Below are 24285 nucleotides of genomic sequence, written 5' to 3'. Positions count from 1 at the left end.
GGACCAGGCATTTCACCCGGGCGCATCCCGTGCCCGTCAAACACGGAGGCCAAATTGGCATTAGTGCGCTACATAACGGTCACGCCGGTGACCAATTTCTTCAAGCCCGCAACCCGCGCGTTCGGGAACCTGGCGATCATCGGCGATGCGACCGGCAATGGCCCGGCCGGCGTGCCGGTGGAAATCACCAACCCCGGCGAGGTGCAATCGCCCAGCCATGTTGACGGCAGCGGCGACCCCATCGTCGGCCCGGTCGATTCACAGGAATGGTTCGAAGGCAGCCTGGGCGCGGCCGTCCGCGTGGCCTTCCAGCAAAGCCCGGGGCCCAGCAAGGTCGTCGCCCTGCGCGCCGATCCCACCGACGGCACCCAGCTGACCGATGCCTTCACCGCCATTTCGACGCTGGATGTCCAGATCGTGGTGCTGGCCAATACCCCGCTGACCGACACCGATGGCACAACCGAGATCGAGGCCCTGGCCGGCCATGTTAACACCGTGTCCAATTCGGGCGGGGACGGCAAGGAACGCATCGGTGTGGCCATGCTGGGAGCGGGCACGACCGACACGGCGCTTGTCACCGGGGCGATGTCCATCGACCGCATGACACTGGTTGCCCACCATTCTGACGAAGATGCCGCCGCGGCCTATGCCGGCTGCATCGCCGGCTATCCGCCGCATATCTCGCTGTTGCTGAAACCGGTCGTTCTGAGCATGGATCAGCAATTCACCGACAGCCAGATCAGCGCCTTCGACGATGCGCGCGTCAACTGGATCACCGATCCGCTGCTGATCCCGGGCAAGTCGCTGATGATGGGCGAGTCCTACACGCTGGGCGCCGACAAGCCCTATGTCGACATCGTCCGGGTGATCGATGACATTTCGTTCCGGCTGAAGGCCATGCTGATCCGGTCGATCGGCAACCTGCGCATCTCGCGCCCGGGCCTGCGCGTCATGGAATCGCGGATTTCGGGCGTGCTGCAACCGCTGGTCCAGAACGAGGTCATCGTGCGCTTTGATGTCTTCACGCCGCTTCTCACCATCCTGGACAAGGCCCCCGAGGAACGCAGCGCCGTCGAGGCCCAGCAACTGACCGACGCCCGCAATGCCAGGGCCGTCAATTCCCTCATCTCAGTGGTCTACGCCGGTGCGATCCATCGGCTGAACCTGACCCTGAACTTTGTCTAGGAGACCAGATCATGGATTGGAACACCCGCCTTCAGGTTCAGGTCGGAAGCACGCCGATCTGCCCGATCGACAGTTTTCAACCGACGATCACGACGCCCGCGACGCCCATCCATTCGGTCGAAGCCGACAACGTGGGGGTGTCCTTTGGCCCCAGGACGGCCACGTTCACCATGGCCCTGCCGGCCATCGGCACGGCGGTGGCCGAACTGACGCGCATGGCGCTGGACCGCACCCGGTTCGAAATCACCGTGGCCGAGGCCGACGGCGATGACTGGAGCTTTGCCAAGCTGCTCTTTCGCGACTGCATCATCACGTCGGCCAACCCCAGCAACGTGATGATCCAGGGCGCGCCGGCGGCCACCTTCAACGGCATCATCCTGGCCTTCGGCGAAGACGCCGACATCGAGACCTGATCCGGACGGGCCCGCGCCATGGCAAAGAGCGATCAGCTTCCGGTCCTGCAATTCCCGGTCATGGTCGGGCCGGCGCCGTTGCTGGCAGTGACCAAGTTCACCGTGAACGAAGGCTATGAAACCGCGGCCCTGGCGCCCTCGGCCGGTCCGGGGGCCTTTCTGCAGCTGACCCAGCCAACGGCCAAGACCATCACCATCGCGGCCGAACTGCTTGGCCCGTGGCGTGCCCTGCGTCCGGCGCTGGAGGCGCTGGCCCTGACGTTCCGGGGGCTGGGCAGCGTGCTCGGCCCGGTCGAAGCCATCGCCGGCCTGCCGGTCGTCACCTCGACCTCGGTACATACCGACATGCAGATCACGTCGCTCAATTTCGAGGAAACATCCGAAAAGCGCGACGTGACCACCGTGACGATAGAGCTGAAACATGCGCCGCGCCGGGTCGAGGCGGCCGGGTTCCAGCTCGGTGCCGATGTCGTGGCCGGCGTGGCTTCGCCGCTGCTGTCGGCTTTTGCGTTCTAGGAGGCGGCGCCATGGATCCCTTTCTCCTGCCCAGCGGCCGCACCTACCAGCCCTTGCCCCTGGCCGCCGACGCCGCCTTTCCGGCCCGGGTGTCGCTGTCGAGCGCCGGCGTGAGCTATGTCATGCTGCTCTACCCCAATATCGATGCGGCGGGCTTTGCCGCGGCGCCGGACATCATCGCGCTGGACGGTGCGCGCGATCACCTGGTCATGCGCCTGGCGCTCGATCCGCCGGGCGGCGACCGCCGGACCCTGCGCATCCGCAAGGTGGCGCTGGGCCAGGAAATCGACTGCGGCCCGGTCTTCGTGGCCTTTCCCGGCCCGCCGATCGCCGTTGGCAACCTGCAGATCGCCAAGCGCAATCTCAATGGCACCGGCGCCCATGGCACCCGGATCATCGGGGGGATCGCACCGCGATGAGTGTCATTCTGAAACACCAGATCGACTTTCCCGAAGCGGCGATCACCGTGTCCAACGACCTGGTCCTGGGCACGCATCTGCTGGATGCGACGGTCAAGGCCAACATCCTGCGCGACGGGTTCGGCAGCGATTTCGAGATCGTCTTCGACGACCTGCCGCTGTCCTCGGCGCGGGAGCTGGCCGACCATCAGGACAGCGGGCTGCGCGTGCGGATCGCGCTGGGCTATTTCGATGCGTTCCGCATCGCGCCGCCGACGGTGATGGAAGGGATCGTGACAAAGATCACCTCGACCGTGTCCGAAGGCAAGCTGGTGACCAAGGTCGAAGGTTTCGAAAAGACCACCCACGCCCTGCGCGAGGTCAAGCAGGATCAGATCGGCCACGACCTGCGCGGCCAGACCGATGCGACCCTGGCCGAGGTTCTGGGCGGGTTGCTGGGCATCAATGCCCTTGGCGGGGCGGCGGGCAGCCAGCCCCTGTTCCTGCCGCCGACCCTGGCCCTGGGGCTGCGGGTGCAGAACCCGGCCTACCGGGGCGAGAACCTGCTGGAGGTCATCGACGACCTGGTCCGCCATGCATCGGGCGGCGGCGACGGACGGGCGCATTTCTATGTCTACGACGGCCAGCTTGTCGTGGGGCGCCCGCTCAACGCCATCGGCGCGCCGGTGCCCCTGGATCCCGGGCTGAACCTGGTCAAGTTCGAACCGTTCCGGCGCAAGGTCTCCAGCCCGGAAGGCACCAACCGCCTGTCGCCGCTGCCGGCCGGCGACGTCAACGGGTTCAACTTCACGATCGTCGGTGACCCGATGGTGCGCCCCGCCCAGGTTGTCCTGCCCCTGGTGCAGGGCTACGAGGCCAACGGCATCTTTCGCATCCATTCGGTGTCCCACCGCTATGGCAAGGACGGCTATACCTGTGTCGGCCGGGCCGTGCAGGGGGCCTTTGACCAGGAACCCGAAGATGCCGCCACGGCCTCGGCCACGCCCAGCGGACGTCAGATCGTGGCCGGGCTGACCGAACGCCTGCGCGAAGATGCCGCCACGCGCCCGCATATCGAAACCGGGCTGGTGCGCCAGGTGACGACCGATCAGCCGCAACGGGCCGAGGTCTTCTATCACCAGCGTTTCGAAGGATCGAACCGCCAGCCCAGCCTGACCGCCGATGTCGACCGCGATCCGCAGCGCGTGGTCAGCAACGTGCCGATCCTGTCGCCCTTTGCCTGGCACAAATGCGGTCTTGTCACCCCGGTCTACCCGGGGATGAAGCTGCTGCTCGGGCATAACCTGGGCATTGCCGGCGATGCGCTGTCCCTGGGATCGACCTGGTCCGAAACCCCGGCCCATGCCACGCCGGCGGCCGAAGAGGGCGATTGGTGGCTGTGCCTGCCGGTCGATCCCCAGCCATCGGGGCTGGACGGGCTGGGCCCGCCGTCGGACCAGACAAAGGCCACCAACGACCTGACGGCCCGGTCCGGCGACCGTGTCATAGAGGCGCGCAGCCTGACGATACGCATCGGGGACGGGGCCCTGGCCAATATCGGCATCCGCCCGGCGCCCGGCGCTGCCGACACCTGCGTGATCGAACATTCCGGCGGCACGACGATCACCATCGACGCCAATGGCAAGGTGACCATCGACGCCACCGAAACCGAGATCACGGGGGATGTCAGCGTCGGCGGCAATCTCAGTGTCGGCGGCAACCTGGAGGTCGGATGATGGGGCAGGCGGTTCTGGTGGCAGGCGGCATGCTGCAATGCAGCCACGGCGGCACCCTGCGGCTGCAATCGGGCGATGCGCGGATGACGGCCGGGGGCATGGACGTGGTGACCGCCACGATGGAAATCGGGCTGAGCTTTGCGCCCGGCGCGCCGGGGGTGCTGGTGCCGTGCCCTTTCCTCAGCCCGTCGAGCGCGCCGTCGCCCTGCGCCGCGACGCTGGCAGCCAGCGCGGGGATGGCGCAGGCCACCCGGATCGGGGGGCAGGCCGTTCTGCTGGCCGATGCCCGTGGCCAGGCCACCAATCCCAACGATCCGGGGGCCAGCTGGAGCGTGCTGGACGCCGGGCAGACCGTGGTGACCTCGTCATGACCGGAACCGAAGGCAATCCGTTCGGCTTTTCCATTGCCCTGCGCGACGGCGACATCGTGATGGACGGCGATGCCCTGCGCCTGTCGGACGGGCTCGACAACCTGGCGCAATCCCTGACGCTGCACCTGGCCACGCCCTTTGCCACCGACCTGTTCAATCCCCGCTACGGTCTGGACCTGACCAGCGTCTGGCACCGGGCCGACCGGCCGGTCAACACGCTGACCATCACCAAGGCGGAAATACACCTGAAGATCGTCGAGGCGCTCAGCCGCGATCCGCGGGTGCGCGAGGTGCGCGAAGTGGCCTTCGACGACAGCCCCCGTTTCCTCGAACTGGCGCAGGCCGGTGACCCGGTCGCAACGCCGCCCGCGCGGGGCGATGCCGTCGCCCGGCGCAGATGGCGGGCGGTTGTCGTCGTGGATGTGGGGATCGACGACACGGTCGCCCTGCTGACCGAAGGAGAAAGGTTGGGAACATGAGCGAGTTCGGCGTCACACCGGACGGGTTCGTCCTGAAATCCTTTGTCGAGATCATGGACGCGCGCCTCGATCTCTTGCGCGAGATGTTCGGCGACGGGGTCGATGTCGGTCCGGCCTCGCCGCTGCGCAAGCTGGCCGAGGCCGCGGCCTACGAGGATCAGGACCTGTGGAAGGCGGCCGAGTTCCAGTATTACGCCGGGTTCATGTCCACCGGTTCGGCCGATGCGCTGGACCTGATCGGCGAAGAGGTCGGGCGCAGCCGCCGTTACCTCCAGGCCACCGGCGCGGTGGCCTTCACCCTGCAGGGCGCCGAACCGGCGCGCAGCTATCGCCTGCCCCTGGGGCTGTTGCTGAGCGGCGCCAATGCCCAGGGGCCGGTGGTGCTGCGCACCCTGCAGGGCGTGACCTTGAGCGAAGACAGCGACAGCGCCACGGTGCCGGTGGTCTGCCTGGAACGCGGGCCCGAGCGGAACCTGGCGGCGGGCGAGGTGACGGCCGTCCATCCCGACTACCTGCCGCGGCTGTCCTTCGGGGCCGCCAGCGTGACGGTGGCCAATGACGCGCCGGTGACCGGCGGCGAGCTGCGCGAGGACGACAGTGTCTACCGGGCCCGGCTGATCGGCCTGCCGCGCACGGTCTGGACCCTGGACGCCGTGCAGGCGGCGGCGCGCGATGTCGACGGCGTGCGCGATGTGCGGCTGACCGACACCAACGGGGGCATCGACCTGACGCTGGGCTATTTCGGCGATTTCGAATTCGCCACCCGGCCCTTCGCCGAGCCCCGGCCGCTGGGCAGCCCCTATTTCTTCGACGTGCTCGTGGCGATCGAACCGGGGCTGGATTTCGACGATGTCGGCAGCGTCGAGGGCATCCGCAGCCGGGTTCGGCAGGCGATCGACCCAATCCGCCCGGTGTCGATCTATCCCAATATCGAACGGGCCTCGCATGTGCGTATCGGCGCGCGGGCCGACATCCTGGTGCGCTCCGGGGCCGACCCGCGCCAGATCCTGGCCGCCATCGAGGATCGCCTGGCCCTGCGGATCAATGCCCTGGGTCTGGGGCGGACGGTGCGCTTTGCCGATGTCATGGTCGACATGCGATCGGTGCCCGGCGTGGTCGATGTCCAGAACCTGCGCCTGCGCAAGCGGCCGGGGCAGTTCGGGCGGGTCCAGTTCGGCGCCCGCCGCGAGCTCGCCGGCGACGATGTCGAGGTGGCCATCGGGGCGAACATCGCGCTGGAGCCCGACGAGATCGCCGAATTCGCCATTGCCTCGGATCTGCTCGATGTCCGGCTGGAGGCCGTGTGATGGCCAATGATCTCGCCATATCGGCCATGGTCGGCGCCCTGCCGGCCCCCTATCGCAAGGGCGGTGAACACCAGGTCCTGCAGCTTGGCCGGATCGCCACCGAAGCCGAGGGCTTTGACGTGCGGGCCTATGATTTTGCCGATTACCGGGGGCGCTGGGGGCACGACCCCGAAGCGCCGCTCTACCTGCTGACCTCGCGGGATGGCACCGGGCCGCTGCCGGCGCGGCTGCAGGTGCAATTCGATGACGCGGCGGCGACCCGCACCCTGGCCGGGGCGGTGGGCCGGGCGGATGTCCAGATCACGCTGAACGCGGATTTCCCGGGCCTGGCGCCTCCCGAGATGTTGCAGCTGGGCACCGAGATCGTCGCGCTCACGGCCATCGCCGGCCCGGTCGCAACGGTGCAGCGCGGGCAGCCCGGTGGTGATCCCGCCCGGCCGCATCCGGTGGGCACCGTGTTGCGCCGGCGCGCGCCGGTCGGCCCGCCGGTCGACATCGCGGTGCCCCCGAACCTGGCGGCGGGCAGCGCCATCGTGGTGCCCGCGGCCGCCGTGCCGGCCGGTGCGCGGTTGCTGCGCTTTCGCGTGTCGCCGGCCCGGCCGGACGGGGCGGGCGGCTGGGACGCGCTGGTCCTGCTGGGCAACATCGCCCGGCTGGCCTGGGCCCTGGGCCGCGAGAAGGACGCGCTGCGCCGCACCTTCGGTGATATCCGCCGGTCGCGTTCGGTGGGCATGGCCAGGGGCGCGACGCTGGACCTGATCGGGCGTGACCTGGCCGTGCCGCGCTTTCCGCCCCGGCCGCATGGTGTCGACGACGACACCGTCGTGCTGCTTGATCTCGACGAGCTGGACGGGGCGGGACAGCTGGCGGACACCGTGGCCCTGCTGCGCCCGCCGGGGCATCCGGCCCAGCTGGTCGGGGCCGGGCTGGTGCCCAACGGCCGGTTCGGCGGCGGGGTGGCGGTGGGCGATCCCGGTGGCGTGATGATCCCCGACGCGCCCGCCCTGGATACCGGGCCCGGCGACGACATGACCATCGAACTGTTCGTCCGGCTGGCCGAGCGGCCCGGATCGACGGCGATCCTGGCGGCAAAAGGTGTCCTGGCCCCGTCCGGCGTGCTGTCCGCACGGGGCTGGGCCCTGGCCGCCGGGCCGTTCCGGGGCATCGACGGCAACCTGCGGTTTTCCGTTCGCGATGCCTCGACCCGGGTGGATCTCTTTGCCGATGTGCCGCTGGCACTGGATGTCTGGCACCATGTGGCGGGCAGTGTCGACCGGGCCGGCGGGCAGGCGCGGCTTTATGTCGACGGGGTGGAAACGGCCCTGGCGGATGTCTCGCAGATCGGCGGGCTGGCAAATGGGCGCCCGGTCGAGATCGGCGCCGCCTCGCTGGCCGGCACGCCCCGGCTCGGGATCCGGGCCGTGGTCGACGGCATCCGCCTGTCCCGCGTGGCCCGGACCGGCTTTGGCCCGGCATTGGGCGAGGATGACGACAGCTATGCCCGGCGTCTGGCCGTGTTCCGCAGCTGGCGGGTTCCCAGCGCTGCGGGCATCGCCGAGGCGCTCAACCGCGCCGGGCCCATCGACGGCGATCCGGCGCCGTTCATCATCGACGAGAGCGACCAGCCTACGGCCATCGCGCGGGCCGAACTGCGGGTCGTGCCACCGGAGGTCGCGGCGGGCACGACGATTGCGGCGGATGGCTTGACCGGTGCGCCGGAACCCTTGGCGCCGGACGACGGGGTGCCGTTCCAGCCCTGGATGCTGACCCGTCCGGTGGCGCCCAACCTGGTCACCGCCGGCGGCGATGCGGGGCGGATGATGCGCGACCTGGCCAACCGGGTGGAAACCCTGGCCGGACAGAGCCTGGCCGGGCAACTGACGGTCGAGGCAGCCTTTGACGCGGCGGCCGGAGGCCTGGCCGCCCAGGGCCGGCAGGTCCGGCTGCGCCATTCCGTCCTGCCGCCGCCCGTGCTGGCGGGGCTGGCCCATCGCGCGGGGTTCGACCATGTTGCGGCTCGGTCCACCGATATCGTGGCCAGTCACGTATCCGGGCCACGGGTCAACCTGGTGCAGGAAGCCGGCGCTGCGCGCTACACCGACCTGATCGTCGGGCAGGGCGTTCCGGTGCGGCTGGATCCGGTTGTCGGCGGCGCGCGGTTTGCCTGGTCGGTGATCCCCGGCGCGACCGGCCGGGCGGCGATCCGGGCGCATCCGGGCGACGGGGCGATCAGCGATGCCGAGGCCGCGACGCGGGGCCGGGTCGGGCTTGCGGGGCTGGCCCCCGGCACCGTGGCCCTGCGCGGCGATCTGACCCGGGCGGGCATCACGCTCAGCGCCATCCGGTCACTGCGCATCGGCCTGGACAGCCTGCCCGACGGCATGGAAATCGACGCCGAAGGGCAGGTGGCCGCCCTGGGCAGCCTGCCATTGCCCGCGCCGCCGGCCCGGTTCGACGAGCGGCTGTTGCACGATTGGGATCCGGCGGCGATGTTCGGCGACGCGCCGCAGATCGCCGATGCCGGCCATCGGCGCATGCTCTTTTCGCTGCGCGAGATACTCGACCGGCTCTTGCGCCAGCTGCAGGACCAGGGGGCCGCCATTGCCGGGCTGGTCGTGCAGGGCGGGTTCGATCCGACCGCCACCGACAGGGCCCTGGCCCAGGGACATGCCGTCGTTCTGAGCCATGACACCCTGCCGCCGGCAGAGCTGGGCGCGATGGCCCATAACGTGGGTGCGGCGCTTGTCCGCCATGACGCCGGCGCGGTGACGCTGGTCGCCCCGGCCAGCCCGCTCATGGGGATCGAGGCCGAGGGCCTGACGGGCCAGCCGGCGCCGGGCGAGATCCTTCTGGGCACGCCGGCGGGTTTTGCATTGTCGCTGCCGCCCGACCCGGGCGGGCGCGACGTGTTCTGGCACCTGGGCGGCGAGGGGATCGTTTCGGCGGATGCCCGCACGCGCCCCGAAATCACGCTGAGCCCCGGCGCGGCCGGGCGGACCGGCCTGCGCGCCGTGGCCTCGCTGCGCGGGCCGGAGGGCACCCAGCCGTTCACCTATGCCGTGCGGCTGAACCCCGCGCTGGAGGCCGCCGGGGCCAATATTCCCAAGGATGTCTATGACTTCGTGATGAACGTCCTGACCCATTTCTCGCCCATCGGCATTGCCATCGACACCACCGGCCTGCGGGCCCATGTCGCCGAGCTGACCGGCCAGACCCTGTCGCAACTGCCCCGCTACACCTTCCCCGATTTCAAGGACCGCTGAACACCACCGGAGTGAGTACCATGGCCAGTTTCTCGTATACCCGAAGCTTTGCCCACGTGCCGTGGCGCAACCACGAAGACGTCGTGGACGCCGAGGGCGACAATGGGTTCAACCGACGTTTCCAGGACCTGGAAAGCGAGTTCGACGATGTTGCGTCGACCATCGGCGACATCGCGGCCGAGGTCGACACGATCAGCGGCGGCCTGCCGCTGGCCGGGCGCCAGCAGTTCCTGACCACGCAATCGGTCAACATCCCGGGCAGCGATGTCACCGCGCCGGCGGTGATCGATACCTACGACAATGCCGATTTCCCCAGCGACGTGCCCAAGCTCTACTCGGTGCGCATCAGCCCGACGCTGACGGCCCCCCATGCCCAGGTCAGCCATCATTTCACCTATCGCCAGGGCGCCACGCAGACCGAGGTCGAGATCTGGTTCCGCAACGAGAGGAACCAGGCCACGGCCGTCATCGCCCAGATCTTTGTCCTGTCCTGAACCCGGAGATCCCCCATGCGAAGCCTTGCCATAGCCCTCTTGTTTGCCGGTCCTGCCCTGGGCCAGGAACTGGCCATCGACCCGTTCGGATCGCTGTTTCCCGGCGACGGGTCGACCAACGTGGTGCGGTCGATCGGGCAGAAGGGGATCTTCATCACCTTCGTGTCCTCCGGTGGCGGCCTGTTCCCGCCCGGCGACCCGGCCTTGCCGCTGCAACTGGGCGGGGCCAGCGTCAACGTGTCGATCGGCGGGGCGCCAGCCATGGCCTGCGCCCTGAACGATCTGTCGCCGGCGGCCGGACAATGCGGCTTTGCGGCGTCGGACGGGCCCTTTCCCAACGGCGTGCAGGACAGTCTGCAGATCGCGCTGGGAGACCTTGTGCCCCTGAACACGACCGTCAGCCTGACCCTGGGGGGCATCACCTCCAGCCTGCCGGGCGATCCGCCCTTCACGCTGAACACCTGGAGCTTCACGACACGCACCACCCCGATCATCCGCGATCCGCTGCTTGTCGAACTGGTGCTGGACGTGTCGGGCAGCATGAACCGGCCGGCGGTGCCCGGCGCCCCGGCGGGCGCCCCGTTGCGCCGCGAGGCCATGCGGGACGGGATCGTGCCGCTGTTCATGCTGCTGGGCCAATACGGCCAGGCCGGCGACCGCATCGGCACGGTCTATTTCGACACGGCGGCCGTGCCCTTTGCTCCGGGCGGCGGCGACAACACGCTGGGTGTCCTGGCCGGTGCGGCCGATGGCATGCGCGACGACATCCTGGCGACCTACGGCGCCCCGACCGGCGGCGGGACCAGCATCGGCGCGGGCCTCCTGGCGGCCCAGATCGACGGTTTCGACACGATCACCCCGGCGCCGGCACTGCCCAACAACAAGGTTGTCGTGCTGATGTCGGACGGCGAACAGAACACCCCGCCCATGGTGGCGGTCCCCGGGGGCAGCCTGCAGGTCGACGGCCTGGCCTATGATCCCGACACGGTGATCTATCCGATCACCGCCGGGCGCATGCTGGCGCCGGGCTACACCCTTCAGGCCGATATCGCGGCGGCGGCCGGCGGGGCCTTGCCCCTGCATGTCGAGGACATGGCCGACACGATCCCGGCCGCCAATTTCGAGACCTATTTCGTCCAGAACCTTGCCGACGAGCTGATCGGTGACAAGGTCGAGATGGTGATCGACGACAGCGGCAAGCTGGCCGCGGGCGACGCCCTCGAACTGGCCGTGCCGGTGACCGAAGACGACGTGGCGCTGAGCTTTTTCTTCTCGGCCACCGATGCCGAGGAGCCGGGCAGTCCCCTGCGCGGGCAGGTGACGCTGATCGCCCCCGATGGCCGCCAGATCGACCTGCGGCGCTTCCTGCGGCGGGTGGGCAACCATGTGTCGGCCAAGGTGCCGCTGCCGGCGTTGACGCCCGAGGGGTTCGTGCGCAATCCCGGCGACTGGCAGCTGGTCTTTGACGCGATCGACCGCGACGTGACCTACCACGCCATGGTCATGCTGGACAGCACGATGATCTGGTCGGAATACCGGCTGGACGCGGCGATCCGCCCGACCGGCACGCCGATCCACATCCAGGTGGACCTGAAGGAAGGCGACGACCCGGTGACCGAGGCCGAAGCCCTGGCCCGGGTGCGCCGGCCCGATGTCGGGATCGGCGATTTCGTGGCTTCGGCCGATATCGGGCCGAACGACCTGACCGGGGGCGAGCCGTTCCGGGCCTGGCAGGGCAAGCTGACGGCGGTTCTGGCCGATCCCGAACTGGGCAAGATCCTGCGCGGGGTCAGCGAGGACGTCATCAAGCTGGTGGATGATGGCGACATGTCCAGCGGCGATGCCGTGGCCGGCGACGGCATCTACAGCGGGTATTACTTCGACACGATGGCCGAGGGCAATTATGCCATGGATATCGAGGTCACGGCCCTGGACCGCAACGGCGACCGCCTGCGCCGGGTGCGCAGCATGACCACGCGCACGGTCCCGGTGCCCGATCCGTCGGCCAGCAAGCTGTCGGTCTTCAGCGTGGACGAGGCGGCGGACGGCAGCGCCGATGTCGTCCTGCAGATCCGCCTCCTGGACCGGTTCGGCGCCATGCTGGGACTGGGCTATGGCGAAGGCGCCCTGAGGGTGGAGCCGGATCGCGGCCTGGTCGAGGATATCGTCGACCGGCTCGATGGCAGCTACGAGGTGCACCTGCACCTGCCCGCGCTGCCCGGGGGCGGCCCCGCGCTGTCCGGCCCGCCGGTCAAGGTGGGGGTCGGGGTCTTTGACACCCCGGCCTTCGCGGTGAGCTTCAAGGAACTGGGCGACGGCACCGCCCGCGACGAGGACGGTCAGGGCGCTCCGGACAAGGACCAGGCCGACACCTTTGCCCGCCTGTGCCGCGCGCTGATCGACACGCTGTGGCTGATGTCCGAACAATCGGTCAAGGCGCATCTGCCCGAGGCGCAGGGCCAGGGCCGGACACGGGCCGAGATCGAAACGATCCTGCGCGATGCCGTCCGCCTTGGGCGCGATCCGGCCCAGCAGCGCCAGTTGCAGCAGCTGTTCGACCGGGCGCTGAAGATTCTGGGCCAGTGATGACGCGGCGATGAGATGGAGGACGAGGACGACATCCTTCTGCCCGATGCGGCCAGCCCGTCACCGCCCGATCCCGGTGCGGCGCAGGCAGAAGGCGATGACCCGCCCGAAGCCGCGCCGCCGGAGCTGGTGCGCATCGAGTTTCCCGTGCGCGTGGTCGTCGTGGGCAGCCTGCGCCAGGCCGATATCGACAGGGTGACCGAAGCCGTGCTGGCCGAGCTGCAGGCGGCGATCGAAGGCGGGCCGTGACCGGCGGCCCCGATATCCTCAGCGCCGCGGTGCCCGTCGACGTCACGTTGAACGGCCGGCCCGACGCCCGCGCGGTGACCGACATGCAGGGCGCGGTGACGGCCGCGGTGCTCGACCAGCTGGCCGAGCTGCGCCGCGAACTGGGCCGGCGGGGCATCACGGATGTCTCGCGCGACGTGCTGGCCCCGCGCATTGCCGTCGACGGGGACCTGTCCGGCCCGGACCGCGAGGCGCTGACCCGGGCCCTGACCGCCGCGGTCAACGCGGCAATCGCCGAAAGCGGCATTGCCATGCGTCCCAGGTCGGTGCGGATGCGGGGCGGGGCGCCGCGTGCCCCGGCCCGGGCCCGGCCGGGCCCGCCGGCCCGGATCGCCCGTCGGGCCAGCCTGGTCATGACCGTCGCGCAATTCACCGAGTTCTTCGCTACATACGGCACCCAGAGCACCGACACGCTGGACATCCTGCGCGCGCTTTACGGTGACCGGGCCGAAGACGAGATCACGGTCACGACCCGTGTCGCGCAGATCAACCAGCCGCTCTACCTGGATGCCGTGGGCGAATGGCTGGCGCAGATGGCGCTGAGGGACACGCCCGAAGGCATGGTGGCCTTCTGGGTCTACACGTCGCGCAACGATGCCCCGGCGCGCATGGCCGACATGGGCCGCGACAGCCAGGGCGATTTCTCGGCCTTGACCCATCCGCTGTCCAGCACCCGGACCCTGCCGGACGGCACCGCCGTCGTCCTGCCGGGCGCCCAGGTCTTCTTTGCCTCGGCGGCGCTGCCCCGGATCGAGCTGGAAACCGTGCTGGACCTGCTGAGCGACACGCCGCTGGCCATCGAAATGCCCGTGCGCGAGCTGGATTTCCTGGCCGATCACGACAGTTTCGAACGCCTGCTGGGCGTGCCCTGGGCCGATTACGTCCGCGAATTCGGCGACGATCCGGCCGAGCTTTTGGCGCTGCCCTTCGAGATCCGCGCCCAGACCCATCATGATGCGGTGAACCACCTGATGCAGGCCCGTGTCGCGGCCGGGCTGTCGCAGGATACGGCCTTTTTCGGGGCCACGCGCATCCTTGGCACCCGGATGCTCGACAGCCTGCCGTCGGCCGCGCGGGCCCGACTGGGCGCGCTGACCAATGCCCAGAGCCGGGCGGTCACCGACGCGGACCAGTTCGGCACCTATCGTTTCGGATGGCGTGGCGCCTATCTCCATGCCACCTTCCGCCTGAGCGACGACCAGCGCGAGCGGGCGCTCTATCGGCCGGCGGCCGCAGCCGCGGCGGACCGCCTTGCCGGGCTGATCCGCAATGCCGATCCGCATGACATCGAATGGCTGGTGGCACTGGTCAACGCGTTCTTCGAAAGCTTCGGCAGTTCGGCCTCGCGCGGGCAGGTCGCGCTGTTCGATCTCACGCTTGACGAGCTGGACCGTCGCGGCTTGCTCGAAGGCCTGTTCTCGGTCGTGGAGCGGGCGCGCTATTACTCGGTGCATGCCGCGCTGGTGCGCTACACCACGGCCGGGCGTTACGCCGATCATCCGCTGGCCGTGGCCACGCGTGAGCTGCTCAATCGCCGGGCCCGCGAGATCGCGGCCCACGATTATGACATCGCGCGCAATGTCATGTTGCTCGACGGCCATCCCCGCCGCATCGTGGCCGCCGATGGCGTGGTCGGCGACCTGTCCGACCGGTATGTCCACGAGGTCGAGGGCGTCGAGCTGCGGCCCGCCGCGCTGGTCCGCCTGAAGGATCGCGCCCAGGTCGAGGCCGATCGCCTGGCCGCCGACATCCTGTCGGGGCGCGACACCGGCGACTACACCAGCGAAACCTTCGTGCGCACGGCCATCGTGCGCGCGGCCGAGGCGCTGGATCTTGGTGAGGATGCCTTTCACGAGGTCGTCAAGCAGACCAGCGCGCGGTTCCATGGTGTCGAGCGGGTCATCGAAGGCGGCATCGAGCGGACCTATGTCACCTGGTCGCTGGTTACCCGCAACCGGGGCGAGCGGGGATGGCGCGAGGTCGAAGGCAGCCGGCGGCGCGAACTGGCCGGCTATTTCCACGAGACCCTGGCGCTGTGGCGCATCATGCGCGGGTTCGAAGGGCTGCGCACGCTGGCGCTGGTCGTCGGCATCGGCACGGTGGCCATCGTCGGCGTGGTCTTCCTGCCCGAACTGATCGCCGTGGCCGGCGGGCTCAAGGTCGTGCTGGCCTCGATCGCCATATCCGAGCTGATCTACTTCGCCACGGTCATCTTCACCGACGTCGAGTTCAGCTGGGAAGGCGTCGCGCTGGCCGCGCTCGACGGCTATCTCTTTGCCCTGGGCTTCCGCTTTGGCGGGGTCGTGGCATCTGGGCTGAGCGGGCGGATCCTGTCGACGGGCATCCTGTCGACGCTGGGCCGGGCCCGGCTGGCCCAGCTGGCGGTGCGCGGGGCCGTGGGCGGCGGATCGACCGGCTTTCTCGTGCGCTTTGCCCATGACATCTACGACATCGGCACCGGCCAGCGCAACGGACTGTCATCGCTGGGCGATTACGCCCTGCACGTGGGGTTCGGCACGGTGCTGGGCGTGGCCGGCGAACTGGCCGTGAACGCGGCAATCACCCGTGTCCTGGCGGGGTTTGCCGCCTCGGTCCGGGCCGGGTCGGTCACCGCGATCCAGCTGGCCGAAGTGGCCGAGCGGCTGGGGGCCGAAGGGGTCAGCTTTGCCCGGTTCGCGGCCGAAAGCCTGACCATCGTCGATATCCTGGGCGGCCGGCTGGGAACCATGCTGGACGAGGCGATCGCGGGGCAGTTGGTGGCCCGGTTCCGGCAGGTCCTGGACCAGATCCGGGCCCATTACCCGGCCGCTTTGCAGACCCGCCGGCTGGTGCAGGGGCTGGAACTGATCGACCTGCAGCTGGGCGCCGAAGGGCTGGCCGGGCTGGAACGGCTGATCCTGATCGGAGGCCAGGAGCTGGACGGGAGCGCCGCGCTGGCCCTGGTGCGCCAGCTGCGTGCGGCCGGGGCCGCGCGGTCGCACGGGTTCTTCACCGCCCTGGGGCTGATCGACGATGCGGCCCTGCGCGGGCTGACCGAAGCGGGTGGCTTTGCCGAGCTGCTGCAATCGGAACGCGCCCTGGCCTATGCGCTGGATGCCAGCGACCTGTTCGGCCGCTTGCTGAACGCGCGGTTCCGGTTCCGTGTCGACCAGCTGGACAGCTTCCTGGCCGAACTCGAAGACCTGACCGTCGACCCGGTGCTGCGCCGGCGCATCATCGACGTGCTGCTGGACGCGCCCGATCTGCCCATGGGCGCCGTGCTGGGCGCGGTGGAACGGCTGGGCGCGTTGAACCCCGATGCCGTGCTGGGCCTGGCCAGCCTGTTCCGCAGCACCGTCCCGCAGGCCGAACTTGTCGCGCTGGTCGCACGCAGCACGGGGGACAGCCTGCCGCGGCTGCTGGCCCTGGCGCGGGGGCTAGGTCCGCAGGACATGACCGCCATGATCGATCGGGGCATGGCCCTGGCCGTGTCGCGGTCGGCCGGGGCCACGCGCATGTTGGATACCGCCGGCTGGACCCGGGCGGCCCGCATCCTCGATGACCGCTTCGCGGGCAGCGTGGCCCCGATGGTGGATTTCGCCGACCGCGCGGCCGCGGCGGGGCTGAGCGACGATGCCCTGCGCAACCTGCTGAGCGCGCTGGCCGACAACGGGTCGTACTCGAACGAAGGGCTGATGATCGTCGCCGAACGGCTGGGCGATGTCTCGCCCGGCCATGCCGGGGCCCTGGGCAGCCTCTTCGACCTGGTGTCCGAGGGGTTCACCCCCGCCGCCATCGAACAGATGATCGCCCGGCAGGCCGCTGTGGGAGCCGAGCCGCTGACCGGCTTGCTGAGCCTGCCGAATGTCCTGCGCGCCGACCTGGCCGAGGCCGCCCGGCGCGGGGCCCTGGAGCCGCTGGCCCGCAGCAGCGGGGTCGTGGCCAATATCCGCGGAGCCAGGGTGCGCCGCGATCATTTCTTCCCGTTGCTCGACGCCCGTCCGGGCGGGCCGGCGCCGGACCCGGCCCGGGTGATCGACGCCCTTGAACGGCTGCTGCGGTCGCACCCGGGCACCCGGCTGAACCGGATCAGCCCCAACATCATCAGCGCCGGCAACCTGCCGCGGTCCGATGCCCAGCTGCGTGCCGGGGTGCTGCGTCCTCTGGCCACCGAAGAGACGCTGGAGGCGCTGAACGCCCTGGCCGGGCGGCTGCGCCTGGGCACCGATGTCTTCACCGCCGGCGGCCGGTCGGGGAGTGGCACCGTCGATGCCGTGGAACTGGCCGCGCGCCTGGTCGGCGACAATGTCGATCCCCGGACCCTGCGCACGATCCTGGATATCGCCACGCCCAACCTGACCGAAATCGCCCGGCCGCCGGGCACGGTGCGGGTCGAATTTGCCCCGGCGGCGCGTGGCGGGCTGCGCCCGGACCTGTCGGTCGCGTTCCTCGATGCCTCCGGCCGTCCGGTGGGCCTGGCCGGGCGCGAGGTGGTGACCGTGTCGCCCGACTTTCCCCCGGGGCTGGACCCGGCCGCGACGCGGGCGCATTTCCTGCGCTCGCTGCGGGCCTCGGTCCATGGCAAGGCCCAGGGCGTGCCGACCAACGGCGTGGCCAACCGGGCCTCGGCCGAAGGCCTGCCCGTCGCGGCCCAGGAGCTGGAGGTCCAGGTGATCCGGCGCGACGCCAGCCAATTGCTGGATGTCCCGGCGGTCGAAGACATGTTAGGCGAGATGCAGCGCTTTGGTCAGGACGCATTGTTCAACTTTGTCGACCGGGTCCGGTTCTACGACATCTCGGGCAACCTGCGCGTGCTGTGGAGCAACCCGGCCCGCGGGGGGGCCGGTGTGGTCGAGGTCGCGGGAGGGGCGCCATGAGTTTCGAACATGTCATCCTGCGCGTGACGGCCGACCCGGCAGACATGGGGGCCGGGGCCTTTGCCCGCATGGCCCTGTCGGCCCTGGCGCCGGTGATCCGGCCGCTGAACGGGGCCGGGCCGGGGGTGTCGCCAACAGACCGGCCGGCGCTTGTCCCGGTGGCCGAACCGGCCGCACAGGCGCCCCGGGATCCGCCGTTTTCCTGTGACGCCGCGCTGTTTGCCCGGCCGTTCGGCGATGCGCAGGCTCCGGGCTGGATGGGCGCGCTGGCCTGGCCGTCCCGGCCTGAGGCCCCCGTGTGCATGGGGCTGGCCAGCCTGACGCTGGATTGCCGGGCCGGTGACGCCATGGTCGAAATCACCCTGCCGCTCTTTGGCTGGCCGTTGACCGATTACGCCCCGCAGCCCGATCCCGACATGCCCGGCGGCTGGTCCCTGGCGCCCGTCGCGGGGGCCGGCGGACAGACCGCCGACCGGGTGGCCTGGGCCGGGGCGCTGGCGGCGCTGAACGCCGCCATGTCGGGGATGGCCGGGCGTTTCTGGGCGATGGAAACCACCGGAATTGTCGATGTTGTTGCGTCGCAATGGATTTATTCAATAGTGCAGGATTTTAATCGGAATAATGCCGTCCGCGGATAGGCGGATTTCCGGCCTTCAATTGTGCTCCTGTTGCCGAATCGGGTGGTTTTGCCTATGGTGTGAATTAGTTTTTGTTTGCGTATCTTGCGTTCCTTGCAATTGTTTCTTGCATCCAACGTATTGGAAACGCCTTGTTCTTTGTGCTTGACGCCAATTGGCGTCAATTGCCGAAAATGAACTGGAGCGCCAATGTTGCTGAAATCCTTTCTGCCTGTCTGTGCCATTGGGTTGATTGCCGTTTTGCCGCAAATGACCCTGGCGCAATCCTCTGGAACCCAATCCTCTGAAACCTCGTCGGATGAATTTGTCATGGCGGGCGCCGATCAGCGTGTCAGCGTGCCGGTGGGCACCGAAACGCCGGTCATTGCCCTGACCTATGTCGGCGGCTTCATCGACAGCGAGGACCGTATCCGCACACGGGTCTTCGTCGAGGGCAACGCCGATGCGCGACGATACGTGCTCGAACTCTATCGCCCGGCCTACATGAAGGATGCGGGCACCTTTCGCACCGAATTGACCGAAGCCGAATTCAACCGGCTGCTGCGCTCGTTCGGGGATGAAAATGTCCTGGCAGTGCAGCAGGAAGAACTACTGGACAGCGTGCGGGCCGAAGTTGCGGCCCGGGGGCCAGGGCTGGTGCTGGACGACACCCACGATGCCCGCGTCGAGATCGAATTCCGCCTAGCCGGAGAGACGGCGGCCGGCGGCATGCTGGCGCCGGATCTGCGCAGCCTCGCGGTGCCGACCTCGGCGCTGGAGGTCGCGGCCCGGGCACAGCCCTCGGCATTGCGCAATGTCGCCAGTGGCGTGCTTGAGATCGAAGGGTTGTTGCGTCTGAAGACCCTGGAACGAGTTCAGTGAGATGAGGGCGGAGACATGAGGTTTCTGGATTTGCCGCTTGCCGCGGCCTGCATCGGGGTGTCCGCGTCGGCGGTCGGGGCCCTGGAGTTCAATTTCATTCCCCAGCCGGGCACATCGACCGAGGCCATCGAAGGGTTTGCGGCCGCCGGGCGGCTGTGGTCGGAGCGGCTGCATGACGACATGGTCGTGAACGTGTCGATCGGGTTCGAGCCGCTGCAGACCGGGGTTCTGGGCTCGACCGGCTCGGAACGCGTGTCTGTGTCGCTGGCGGATTATGCCGCGGCGCTTGAGGCCAATGCCCAGTCGGATCTCGATACGGAAACGGTGGCGACCTTCGGCGGGGCCTCGGACGTGGCCATCCTGATCAACCGGACGAGCGACAGCCCGAACGGGTCGGGATCGGCCGTGCCGTTTGTCGATGACGATGGCAGCACCAACAACCGGACGGTGCAGCTGACCCGGGCCACGGCCAAGGCGCTGGACCTGGTCGGGCCCTTCGACACGGGCATCGACGCAAGCATTTCGTTCAACAGCGATTTCAACTGGGATTTCGATCCGCAGGACGGGATTTCGCCCAATCATTTCAGCTATATCGCCGTGGCCGCGCATGAAATCGGCCATGCCCTGGGATTTGTCAGCGGGGTCGATATCCTGGACCTGAACAGCCCGCCGGGCGGGGGGACCTTCGCATCGGACCAGTTCGCCTTCGTCAGCCCGGCCGACCTGTTTCGCTATTCCGGCGACAGCCGGGCGGCAGGGGCGATCGACTGGACGGCCGACACCCGGGCCAAGAGCTTTGCGTCGGGCCCTGCCGCGCCGACCGATGGCGCGCTGTTTTCCCTGGGGCGCAACCAGGGCGACGGCCAGCAGGCCAGCCATTGGAAGGACAACCTGGGCATCGGCCTGATGGACCCGACGGCCGCACCGGGCGAAGACGGTCAGATCACCATGAGCGACATCGCCTTGTTCGACGCGATCGGCTATGAAACGACCGCCGCCGACGGGGTGACTGTGGCCTGCCACGTGGCAGACCTGGCCATACCGGACGCGGGCGCAGCCGTGACCAGTCGGTTCGACCCGGGCCTGGCGACGATGGTGACCGACCTGCAGGTCGACCTGGAGATCGCCCATACCTGGGTCGGCGACCTGGAACTGCGCATCATCGCCCCCGACGGCACCAGCGCCCTGCTGCTGGACCGGCCGGGCCGCGGGGCCTCGGGCTTTGGCTGCGGCGCGGATGATGTGCTGGTCCGGCTGAGCGACGATGGCCTGGCCCCGGCCGAGGAAGCCTGCGCCGCGACGGGTGAAGCGGCCATCAGCGGCGCCCTTACCCCCGTTGACAGCCTCGCCGGTTTTGCCGGTGCCGCGGGCAGCGGTGCATGGGAACTGCGGGTGCAGGACCACGTGGGCCAGGACAGCGGGACATTGTTGCGCTGGTGCATCGGGTCCGACAGCGATGCGCCGCGGTTCGCCTCGTCCAACTGACACCTTCAGCCAAGCCGGGGCCCGTGCCGCCATGACCCTCAGGATCATCTTGTGTTCCGACAATGCCTTGTTGCGCGACCTTCTGGCCGACCGGCTGGAGCAATCGGGCACGGCGCGCATTGTCGCCGCGGCCGAGGATCTGCGTGACCTTGCGGCCAGTTGCGCCGGGGCGGATGTGCTGCTGCTGGATGCCGGAACCAACAGGGATGCGCGACGGATGCACGATGTGCTGGCCGGCCATGCCCAGCTGCGGGCCCTTGTGTTCGGCATCGACGAAACCAGCCAGGCCGTTCTGGAATTCGCCCGGGCCGGAGCGGCGTCGATCCTGCCGCGCACCAGCGATCTGTCGGATGTCATTCGGGCCATCGACATGGTCCGGCGCAACGAGGTGCATTGCCCGTCGCCCATCGGCAATATCCTGATGCGCGGCCTGGCCCGTGGCGCGCAGCCGGTGCAGGAGCCGGGCATCGACCGGCTGACGCCACGCGAACGCGAAGTGGCCCGCTGCCTGCAACTGGGCCTGTCCAACAAGGAAATCGCCCGCGCCCTGCGGATCGAAATCGCGACGACCAAGAACCACATGCACAACCTGCTGGCCAAGCTGGGCGTGGATTCGCGGGCCAAGGCCGTGGCGGCGCTGACCAACCTGATGGAATGCGGGCCCTGCCACGGCGCGGCCCTGCTGACGGCGGGCCCCGGTCGCGGCGCCGGGTCGGCGACCTCCGGCGCACCGCCCGGCCGCCGCCGGGCATAGGCTCGCACCGGCCGCGGGGCAGGCGCGAGCCACGACAGGGTGGGGCGCAAGATGGTGCGGGGCAGGGCAGCCGCCGTGACCTTGGCCAGCCCGGTAAGGTGCACCGCCTCTTGGCCCAACCGGTCGGGGTGCCAGTGCCAGCCCCTTGGGCTGTCCGGTCAGGGGCACTGCCGCCGTGGCTTTTGCCAGTCCGGTATGGGGCATCGCCGCCGATCCCTTGGCCCATTCGGCCGGGGCGCCTGTGCCAGCGCCTTTGCTTGTCTTGTCGGCGGGACTGCCGCCAGCCCTTCGGCCCGGCCGGCCGGAACCCCGGTATCGGCCGCTGCGCCTGTCCAGACCGAGGCACCGTCGCCGGCACTGCAGCCTGTTTGTCCCGGGCACTGCCGGGGGTGCGTCACTGCGGCCACAGCTGGCGGAAAGCGGTTTGACCAACTATTTTGGTCAACTTAATCGGGCCGCGCACGATAGGAAGACCGGCTTCGCGTCTACCCAGGTGCATGATTCAGCACTCAACAGGAGACCGCGATGTCTGTTCGCCCTCTTGCGCCCACGGCCGCCCCCCGGCCGTGCCGTCGGCGTCTTGCCCAAACCACCGCGATTGTCGCGCTTGCCGGGGCCATGCCCCTGGCCGCCACGGCACAGGAAGACGAAACCTTCCTTGGCACGATCGTCCTGACCCCGTCGGGCTTTGACCAGACCATCGCCGATGCGCCGGGCAGCACGACCGTCATCACCGGCGAGGAACTCGAAAAGTCGAACGTCACCGACCTGACCGACGTTCTGGCCGGGGTGCAGGGCGTGGTGGTCACCGGCGCGGCCGACGACCAGGACATCAGCATCCGCGGCCTGCCCGGGCAATACACGCTGATCCTCGTCGACGGCCGCCGCCAGGGCACCCGCGAATCGCGGCCCAACGGCAGCGCCGGGGTGGAACAGAGCTGGATGCCCCCGGTCGCCGCCATCGAACGCATCGAGATCGTGCGCGGCCCGCAATCCTCGCTTTACGGCTCGGACGCCATGGGCGGGGTGATCAACATCATCACCAAGCCGGTGGCCGATGTCTGGTCGGGCTCGACGACGATCGAAACCACCTTGCCCCAGCATTCGCGCGACGGCACCTCGATGCAGGGCTCGTTCTACCTGACCGGACCGGTCACCGAACGCCTGGGCCTGCAGCTGTGGGGGCGGCGCTATTACCAGCAGGAAAGCAAGGTCTATTACGGGCCCGGCGAATCCGATGACGTCGACCTGACCGCCCGGCTGACCTATGCCTTCAACCCGAACCACGAGATCCAGGTCGAGGCCGGCCGGTCGCGGGTGCAGAACACCAACCTGATCGGCAATTCGGTCGATCCCGATTATGCGCGCGCGTCCAACAGCGAGGTCGAGCACACGCGCGAACATTACCTGATGGCCTATACCGGCACCTGGGGCCTGGTCGATGCCGACCTGTCCTTCCAGCAGGAGATCGGCAAGCGCCAGACCTGGTCGGGTGATGTCGGCGAGGACCTGACGAAATCCAGCCGCGAGCCCGAGATCACCAATTCGGTGGCCGACGCCAAGTTCACGCTGCCCGTCACCATGGCCGGCGAGCACATGTTCGTCTTTGGCGGCCAGTACCTGAATTCCTCGCTGCATGACCAGAACTCGGCCACCCAGAGCGAGGCGTACCAGACCTTCTCGGCCTACCAATGGTCGGTCTTTGCCGAGGACGAATGGCGCATCACCCCCGATTTCGCCCTGACCGGCGGGGCGCGGGTGAACAACCACGAGAATTACGGCACCAACATCAGCCCGCGGCTTTATGCGGTCTGGAACGCCACCGGCCGGCTGACCGTCAAGGGCGGGGTGTCGACGGGCTACAAGGCGCCCGATCTGCGCTCGACCTCGGAAGGTTATTACTACGCGACCCAGGGCGGGGCGGGGGCCATCGTCGCCAATCCCGATCTGGAACCGGAAACCTCGACCAGCTACGAGGTCAGCGCGATCTGGAGCGAGGCGACCTGGGAAGTCTCGGCCACGGCCTATCACACCGATTTCAAGGACAAGATCGAAAGCTTCAACACCGGCGAGTCGGTGGTTGTCGATGGTGAGACGCTGAACCGCTGGGAATGGCAGAACGTGCAGGACGCCCAGGTCCAGGGCTTTGAACTGGCGGCCAACTGGGATGTGTCAGAGGCCGTGGCGATGCGCGCGACCTATACCTACACCGACAGCGAACAGAAGACCGGCACCTATGCCGGCCTGCCGCTGACCCGCACGCCCGCGCATATGGCCAGCCTGCGGGCCGATTGGTACACGCCCGTTCCCGGGCTCGAGGCCTGGGCGCGGCTGGTCTATCACGGCGAAGAGATCAACGCCGGCGCGCGGATCGGCGAGAACGGCACGCCCTACAAGGTCGATGCCGATGGCAATGTGCTGGCCTACAAGTATGACGCCTACACGATGCTCGACATCGGCGCGTCCTATGCGATCACCGACAGCCTGACGCTGAACGGGGCCATCTACAACCTGGCCGACGTGCGGATCGAAAGCGCTGATTACAACACGGTGGCCGAAGGCCGGCGGCTGTGGCTGGGGCTGACGGCGACGTTCTGACGCCGGGCCTTGCGGTGGCCTGTCCGGCATCGGCCGGGCAGGGCATCGGTCGAAACG

At 68.9% G+C, this 24285-nt stretch carries 18 protein-coding genes; all 18 read left to right on the top strand.

The annotated features are described in order from the left end of the window. Positions 1-63: 63 nt before the first annotated feature. The 18 genes from ACK3BB_RS16995 to ACK3BB_RS16910 all read left to right on the top strand — a co-directional run bounded on the left by ACK3BB_RS16995 (position 64) and on the right by ACK3BB_RS16910 (position 24228). Positions 64-1185, top strand: coding sequence for a hypothetical protein (locus ACK3BB_RS16995; RefSeq protein WP_428925829.1), 1122 nt, complete (start codon positions 64-66; stop codon positions 1183-1185). Positions 1186-1196: 11 nt separating this feature from the next. Further along, complete coding sequence (locus tag ACK3BB_RS16990) at positions 1197-1598, top strand: hypothetical protein (protein WP_428925828.1); 402 nt, start codon at positions 1197-1199, stop codon at positions 1596-1598. An 18-nt stretch (positions 1599-1616) separates the two neighbouring features. Beyond that, positions 1617-2114: a hypothetical protein gene (locus ACK3BB_RS16985; RefSeq protein ID WP_428925827.1), complete on the top strand. Its 498-nt coding sequence runs from the start codon at positions 1617-1619 to the stop codon at positions 2112-2114. Positions 2115-2125: 11 nt separating this feature from the next. Beyond that, positions 2126-2533, top strand: coding sequence for a hypothetical protein (locus ACK3BB_RS16980; protein WP_428925826.1), 408 nt, complete (start codon positions 2126-2128; stop codon positions 2531-2533). Further along, complete coding sequence (locus ACK3BB_RS16975) at positions 2530-4248, top strand: hypothetical protein (protein WP_428925825.1); 1719 nt, start codon at positions 2530-2532, stop codon at positions 4246-4248. Before ACK3BB_RS16980 ends, ACK3BB_RS16975 begins: the two co-directional genes overlap by 4 nt. Next, complete coding sequence (locus tag ACK3BB_RS16970) at positions 4245-4619, top strand: hypothetical protein (RefSeq protein WP_428925824.1); 375 nt, start codon at positions 4245-4247, stop codon at positions 4617-4619. The genes ACK3BB_RS16975 and ACK3BB_RS16970 overlap by 4 nt, the downstream gene beginning before the upstream one ends. Beyond that, a complete protein-coding gene (locus ACK3BB_RS16965) occupies positions 4616-5098 on the top strand; it encodes a hypothetical protein (protein WP_428925823.1) in 483 nt (160 codons plus the stop codon). Before ACK3BB_RS16970 ends, ACK3BB_RS16965 begins: the two co-directional genes overlap by 4 nt. Further along, the gene (locus ACK3BB_RS16960; RefSeq protein WP_428925822.1) at positions 5095-6405 is read left to right on the top strand and encodes a baseplate J/gp47 family protein; all 1311 of its coding nucleotides are present in this window, start codon (positions 5095-5097) and stop codon (positions 6403-6405) included. Before ACK3BB_RS16965 ends, ACK3BB_RS16960 begins: the two co-directional genes overlap by 4 nt. Then, positions 6405-9668 carry a LamG-like jellyroll fold domain-containing protein gene (locus ACK3BB_RS16955; protein ID WP_428925821.1) on the top strand — a complete coding sequence of 1088 codons (3264 nt, stop codon included), beginning with the start codon at positions 6405-6407 and terminating at the stop codon, positions 9666-9668. The genes ACK3BB_RS16960 and ACK3BB_RS16955 overlap by 1 nt, the downstream gene beginning before the upstream one ends. A gap of 20 nt (positions 9669-9688) precedes the next feature. Beyond that, the gene (locus ACK3BB_RS16950) at positions 9689-10162 is read left to right on the top strand and encodes a hypothetical protein (protein WP_428925820.1); all 474 of its coding nucleotides are present in this window, start codon (positions 9689-9691) and stop codon (positions 10160-10162) included. Positions 10163-10177: 15 nt separating this feature from the next. Further along, the gene (locus ACK3BB_RS16945) at positions 10178-12748 is read left to right on the top strand and encodes a hypothetical protein (protein WP_428925819.1); all 2571 of its coding nucleotides are present in this window, start codon (positions 10178-10180) and stop codon (positions 12746-12748) included. 15 nt (positions 12749-12763) lie between these two features. Further along, positions 12764-12997 carry a hypothetical protein gene (locus ACK3BB_RS16940; RefSeq protein WP_428925818.1) on the top strand — a complete coding sequence of 78 codons (234 nt, stop codon included), beginning with the start codon at positions 12764-12766 and terminating at the stop codon, positions 12995-12997. Further along, on the top strand, positions 12994-17892 hold the full coding sequence (locus ACK3BB_RS16935) for a hypothetical protein (RefSeq protein ID WP_428925817.1): 4899 nt from the start codon (positions 12994-12996) through the stop codon (positions 17890-17892). Before ACK3BB_RS16940 ends, ACK3BB_RS16935 begins: the two co-directional genes overlap by 4 nt. Beyond that, complete coding sequence (locus ACK3BB_RS16930; RefSeq protein WP_428925816.1) at positions 17889-18530, top strand: hypothetical protein; 642 nt, start codon at positions 17889-17891, stop codon at positions 18528-18530. The genes ACK3BB_RS16935 and ACK3BB_RS16930 overlap by 4 nt, the downstream gene beginning before the upstream one ends. Positions 18531-18839: 309 nt before the next feature. Beyond that, a complete protein-coding gene (locus ACK3BB_RS16925) occupies positions 18840-19391 on the top strand; it encodes a hypothetical protein (protein WP_428925815.1) in 552 nt (183 codons plus the stop codon). Positions 19392-19406: 15 nt separating this feature from the next. Further along, positions 19407-20876 carry an NF038122 family metalloprotease gene (locus ACK3BB_RS16920; protein ID WP_428925814.1) on the top strand — a complete coding sequence of 490 codons (1470 nt, stop codon included), beginning with the start codon at positions 19407-19409 and terminating at the stop codon, positions 20874-20876. 31 nt (positions 20877-20907) lie between these two features. Beyond that, positions 20908-21630 carry a LuxR C-terminal-related transcriptional regulator gene (locus tag ACK3BB_RS16915; RefSeq protein WP_428925813.1) on the top strand — a complete coding sequence of 241 codons (723 nt, stop codon included), beginning with the start codon at positions 20908-20910 and terminating at the stop codon, positions 21628-21630. Positions 21631-22155: 525 nt separating this feature from the next. Beyond that, positions 22156-24228 carry a TonB-dependent receptor domain-containing protein gene (locus ACK3BB_RS16910; RefSeq protein ID WP_428925812.1) on the top strand — a complete coding sequence of 691 codons (2073 nt, stop codon included), beginning with the start codon at positions 22156-22158 and terminating at the stop codon, positions 24226-24228. Positions 24229-24285 lie beyond the last annotated feature (57 nt).

The sequence above is a fragment of the Marinibacterium sp. SX1 genome, from assembly GCF_050389775.1.
Taxonomy (GTDB): Bacteria; Pseudomonadota; Alphaproteobacteria; order Rhodobacterales; family Rhodobacteraceae; genus Marinibacterium.
Note: the sequence above shows the minus strand (reverse complement) of the source record. Positions and strands in the feature narration are given on the sequence as shown.

Excerpts from the sequence above, each read along its gene's own strand:
- ACK3BB_RS16990 (WP_428925828.1), top strand. The coding sequence starts at position 1,197 with ATGGATTGGAACACCCGCCTTCAGGTTCAGGTCGGAAGCACGCCGATC.
- ACK3BB_RS16985 (WP_428925827.1), top strand. The coding sequence starts at position 1,617 with ATGGCAAAGAGCGATCAGCTTCCGGTCCTGCAATTCCCGGTCATGGTC.
- ACK3BB_RS16980 (WP_428925826.1), top strand. The coding sequence starts at position 2,126 with ATGGATCCCTTTCTCCTGCCCAGCGGCCGCACCTACCAGCCCTTGCCC.
- ACK3BB_RS16975 (WP_428925825.1), top strand. The coding sequence starts at position 2,530 with ATGAGTGTCATTCTGAAACACCAGATCGACTTTCCCGAAGCGGCGATC.
- ACK3BB_RS16970 (WP_428925824.1), top strand. The coding sequence starts at position 4,245 with ATGATGGGGCAGGCGGTTCTGGTGGCAGGCGGCATGCTGCAATGCAGC.
- ACK3BB_RS16965 (WP_428925823.1), top strand. The coding sequence starts at position 4,616 with ATGACCGGAACCGAAGGCAATCCGTTCGGCTTTTCCATTGCCCTGCGC.
- ACK3BB_RS16960 (WP_428925822.1), top strand. The coding sequence starts at position 5,095 with ATGAGCGAGTTCGGCGTCACACCGGACGGGTTCGTCCTGAAATCCTTT.
- ACK3BB_RS16955 (WP_428925821.1), top strand. The coding sequence starts at position 6,405 with ATGGCCAATGATCTCGCCATATCGGCCATGGTCGGCGCCCTGCCGGCC.
- ACK3BB_RS16950 (WP_428925820.1), top strand. The coding sequence starts at position 9,689 with ATGGCCAGTTTCTCGTATACCCGAAGCTTTGCCCACGTGCCGTGGCGC.
- ACK3BB_RS16945 (WP_428925819.1), top strand. The coding sequence starts at position 10,178 with ATGCGAAGCCTTGCCATAGCCCTCTTGTTTGCCGGTCCTGCCCTGGGC.
- ACK3BB_RS16940 (WP_428925818.1), top strand. The coding sequence starts at position 12,764 with ATGGAGGACGAGGACGACATCCTTCTGCCCGATGCGGCCAGCCCGTCA.
- ACK3BB_RS16930 (WP_428925816.1), top strand. The coding sequence starts at position 17,889 with ATGAGTTTCGAACATGTCATCCTGCGCGTGACGGCCGACCCGGCAGAC.
- ACK3BB_RS16925 (WP_428925815.1), top strand. The coding sequence starts at position 18,840 with ATGGCGGGCGCCGATCAGCGTGTCAGCGTGCCGGTGGGCACCGAAACG.
- ACK3BB_RS16920 (WP_428925814.1), top strand. The coding sequence starts at position 19,407 with ATGAGGTTTCTGGATTTGCCGCTTGCCGCGGCCTGCATCGGGGTGTCC.
- ACK3BB_RS16915 (WP_428925813.1), top strand. The coding sequence starts at position 20,908 with ATGACCCTCAGGATCATCTTGTGTTCCGACAATGCCTTGTTGCGCGAC.
- ACK3BB_RS16910 (WP_428925812.1), top strand. The coding sequence starts at position 22,156 with ATGTCTGTTCGCCCTCTTGCGCCCACGGCCGCCCCCCGGCCGTGCCGT.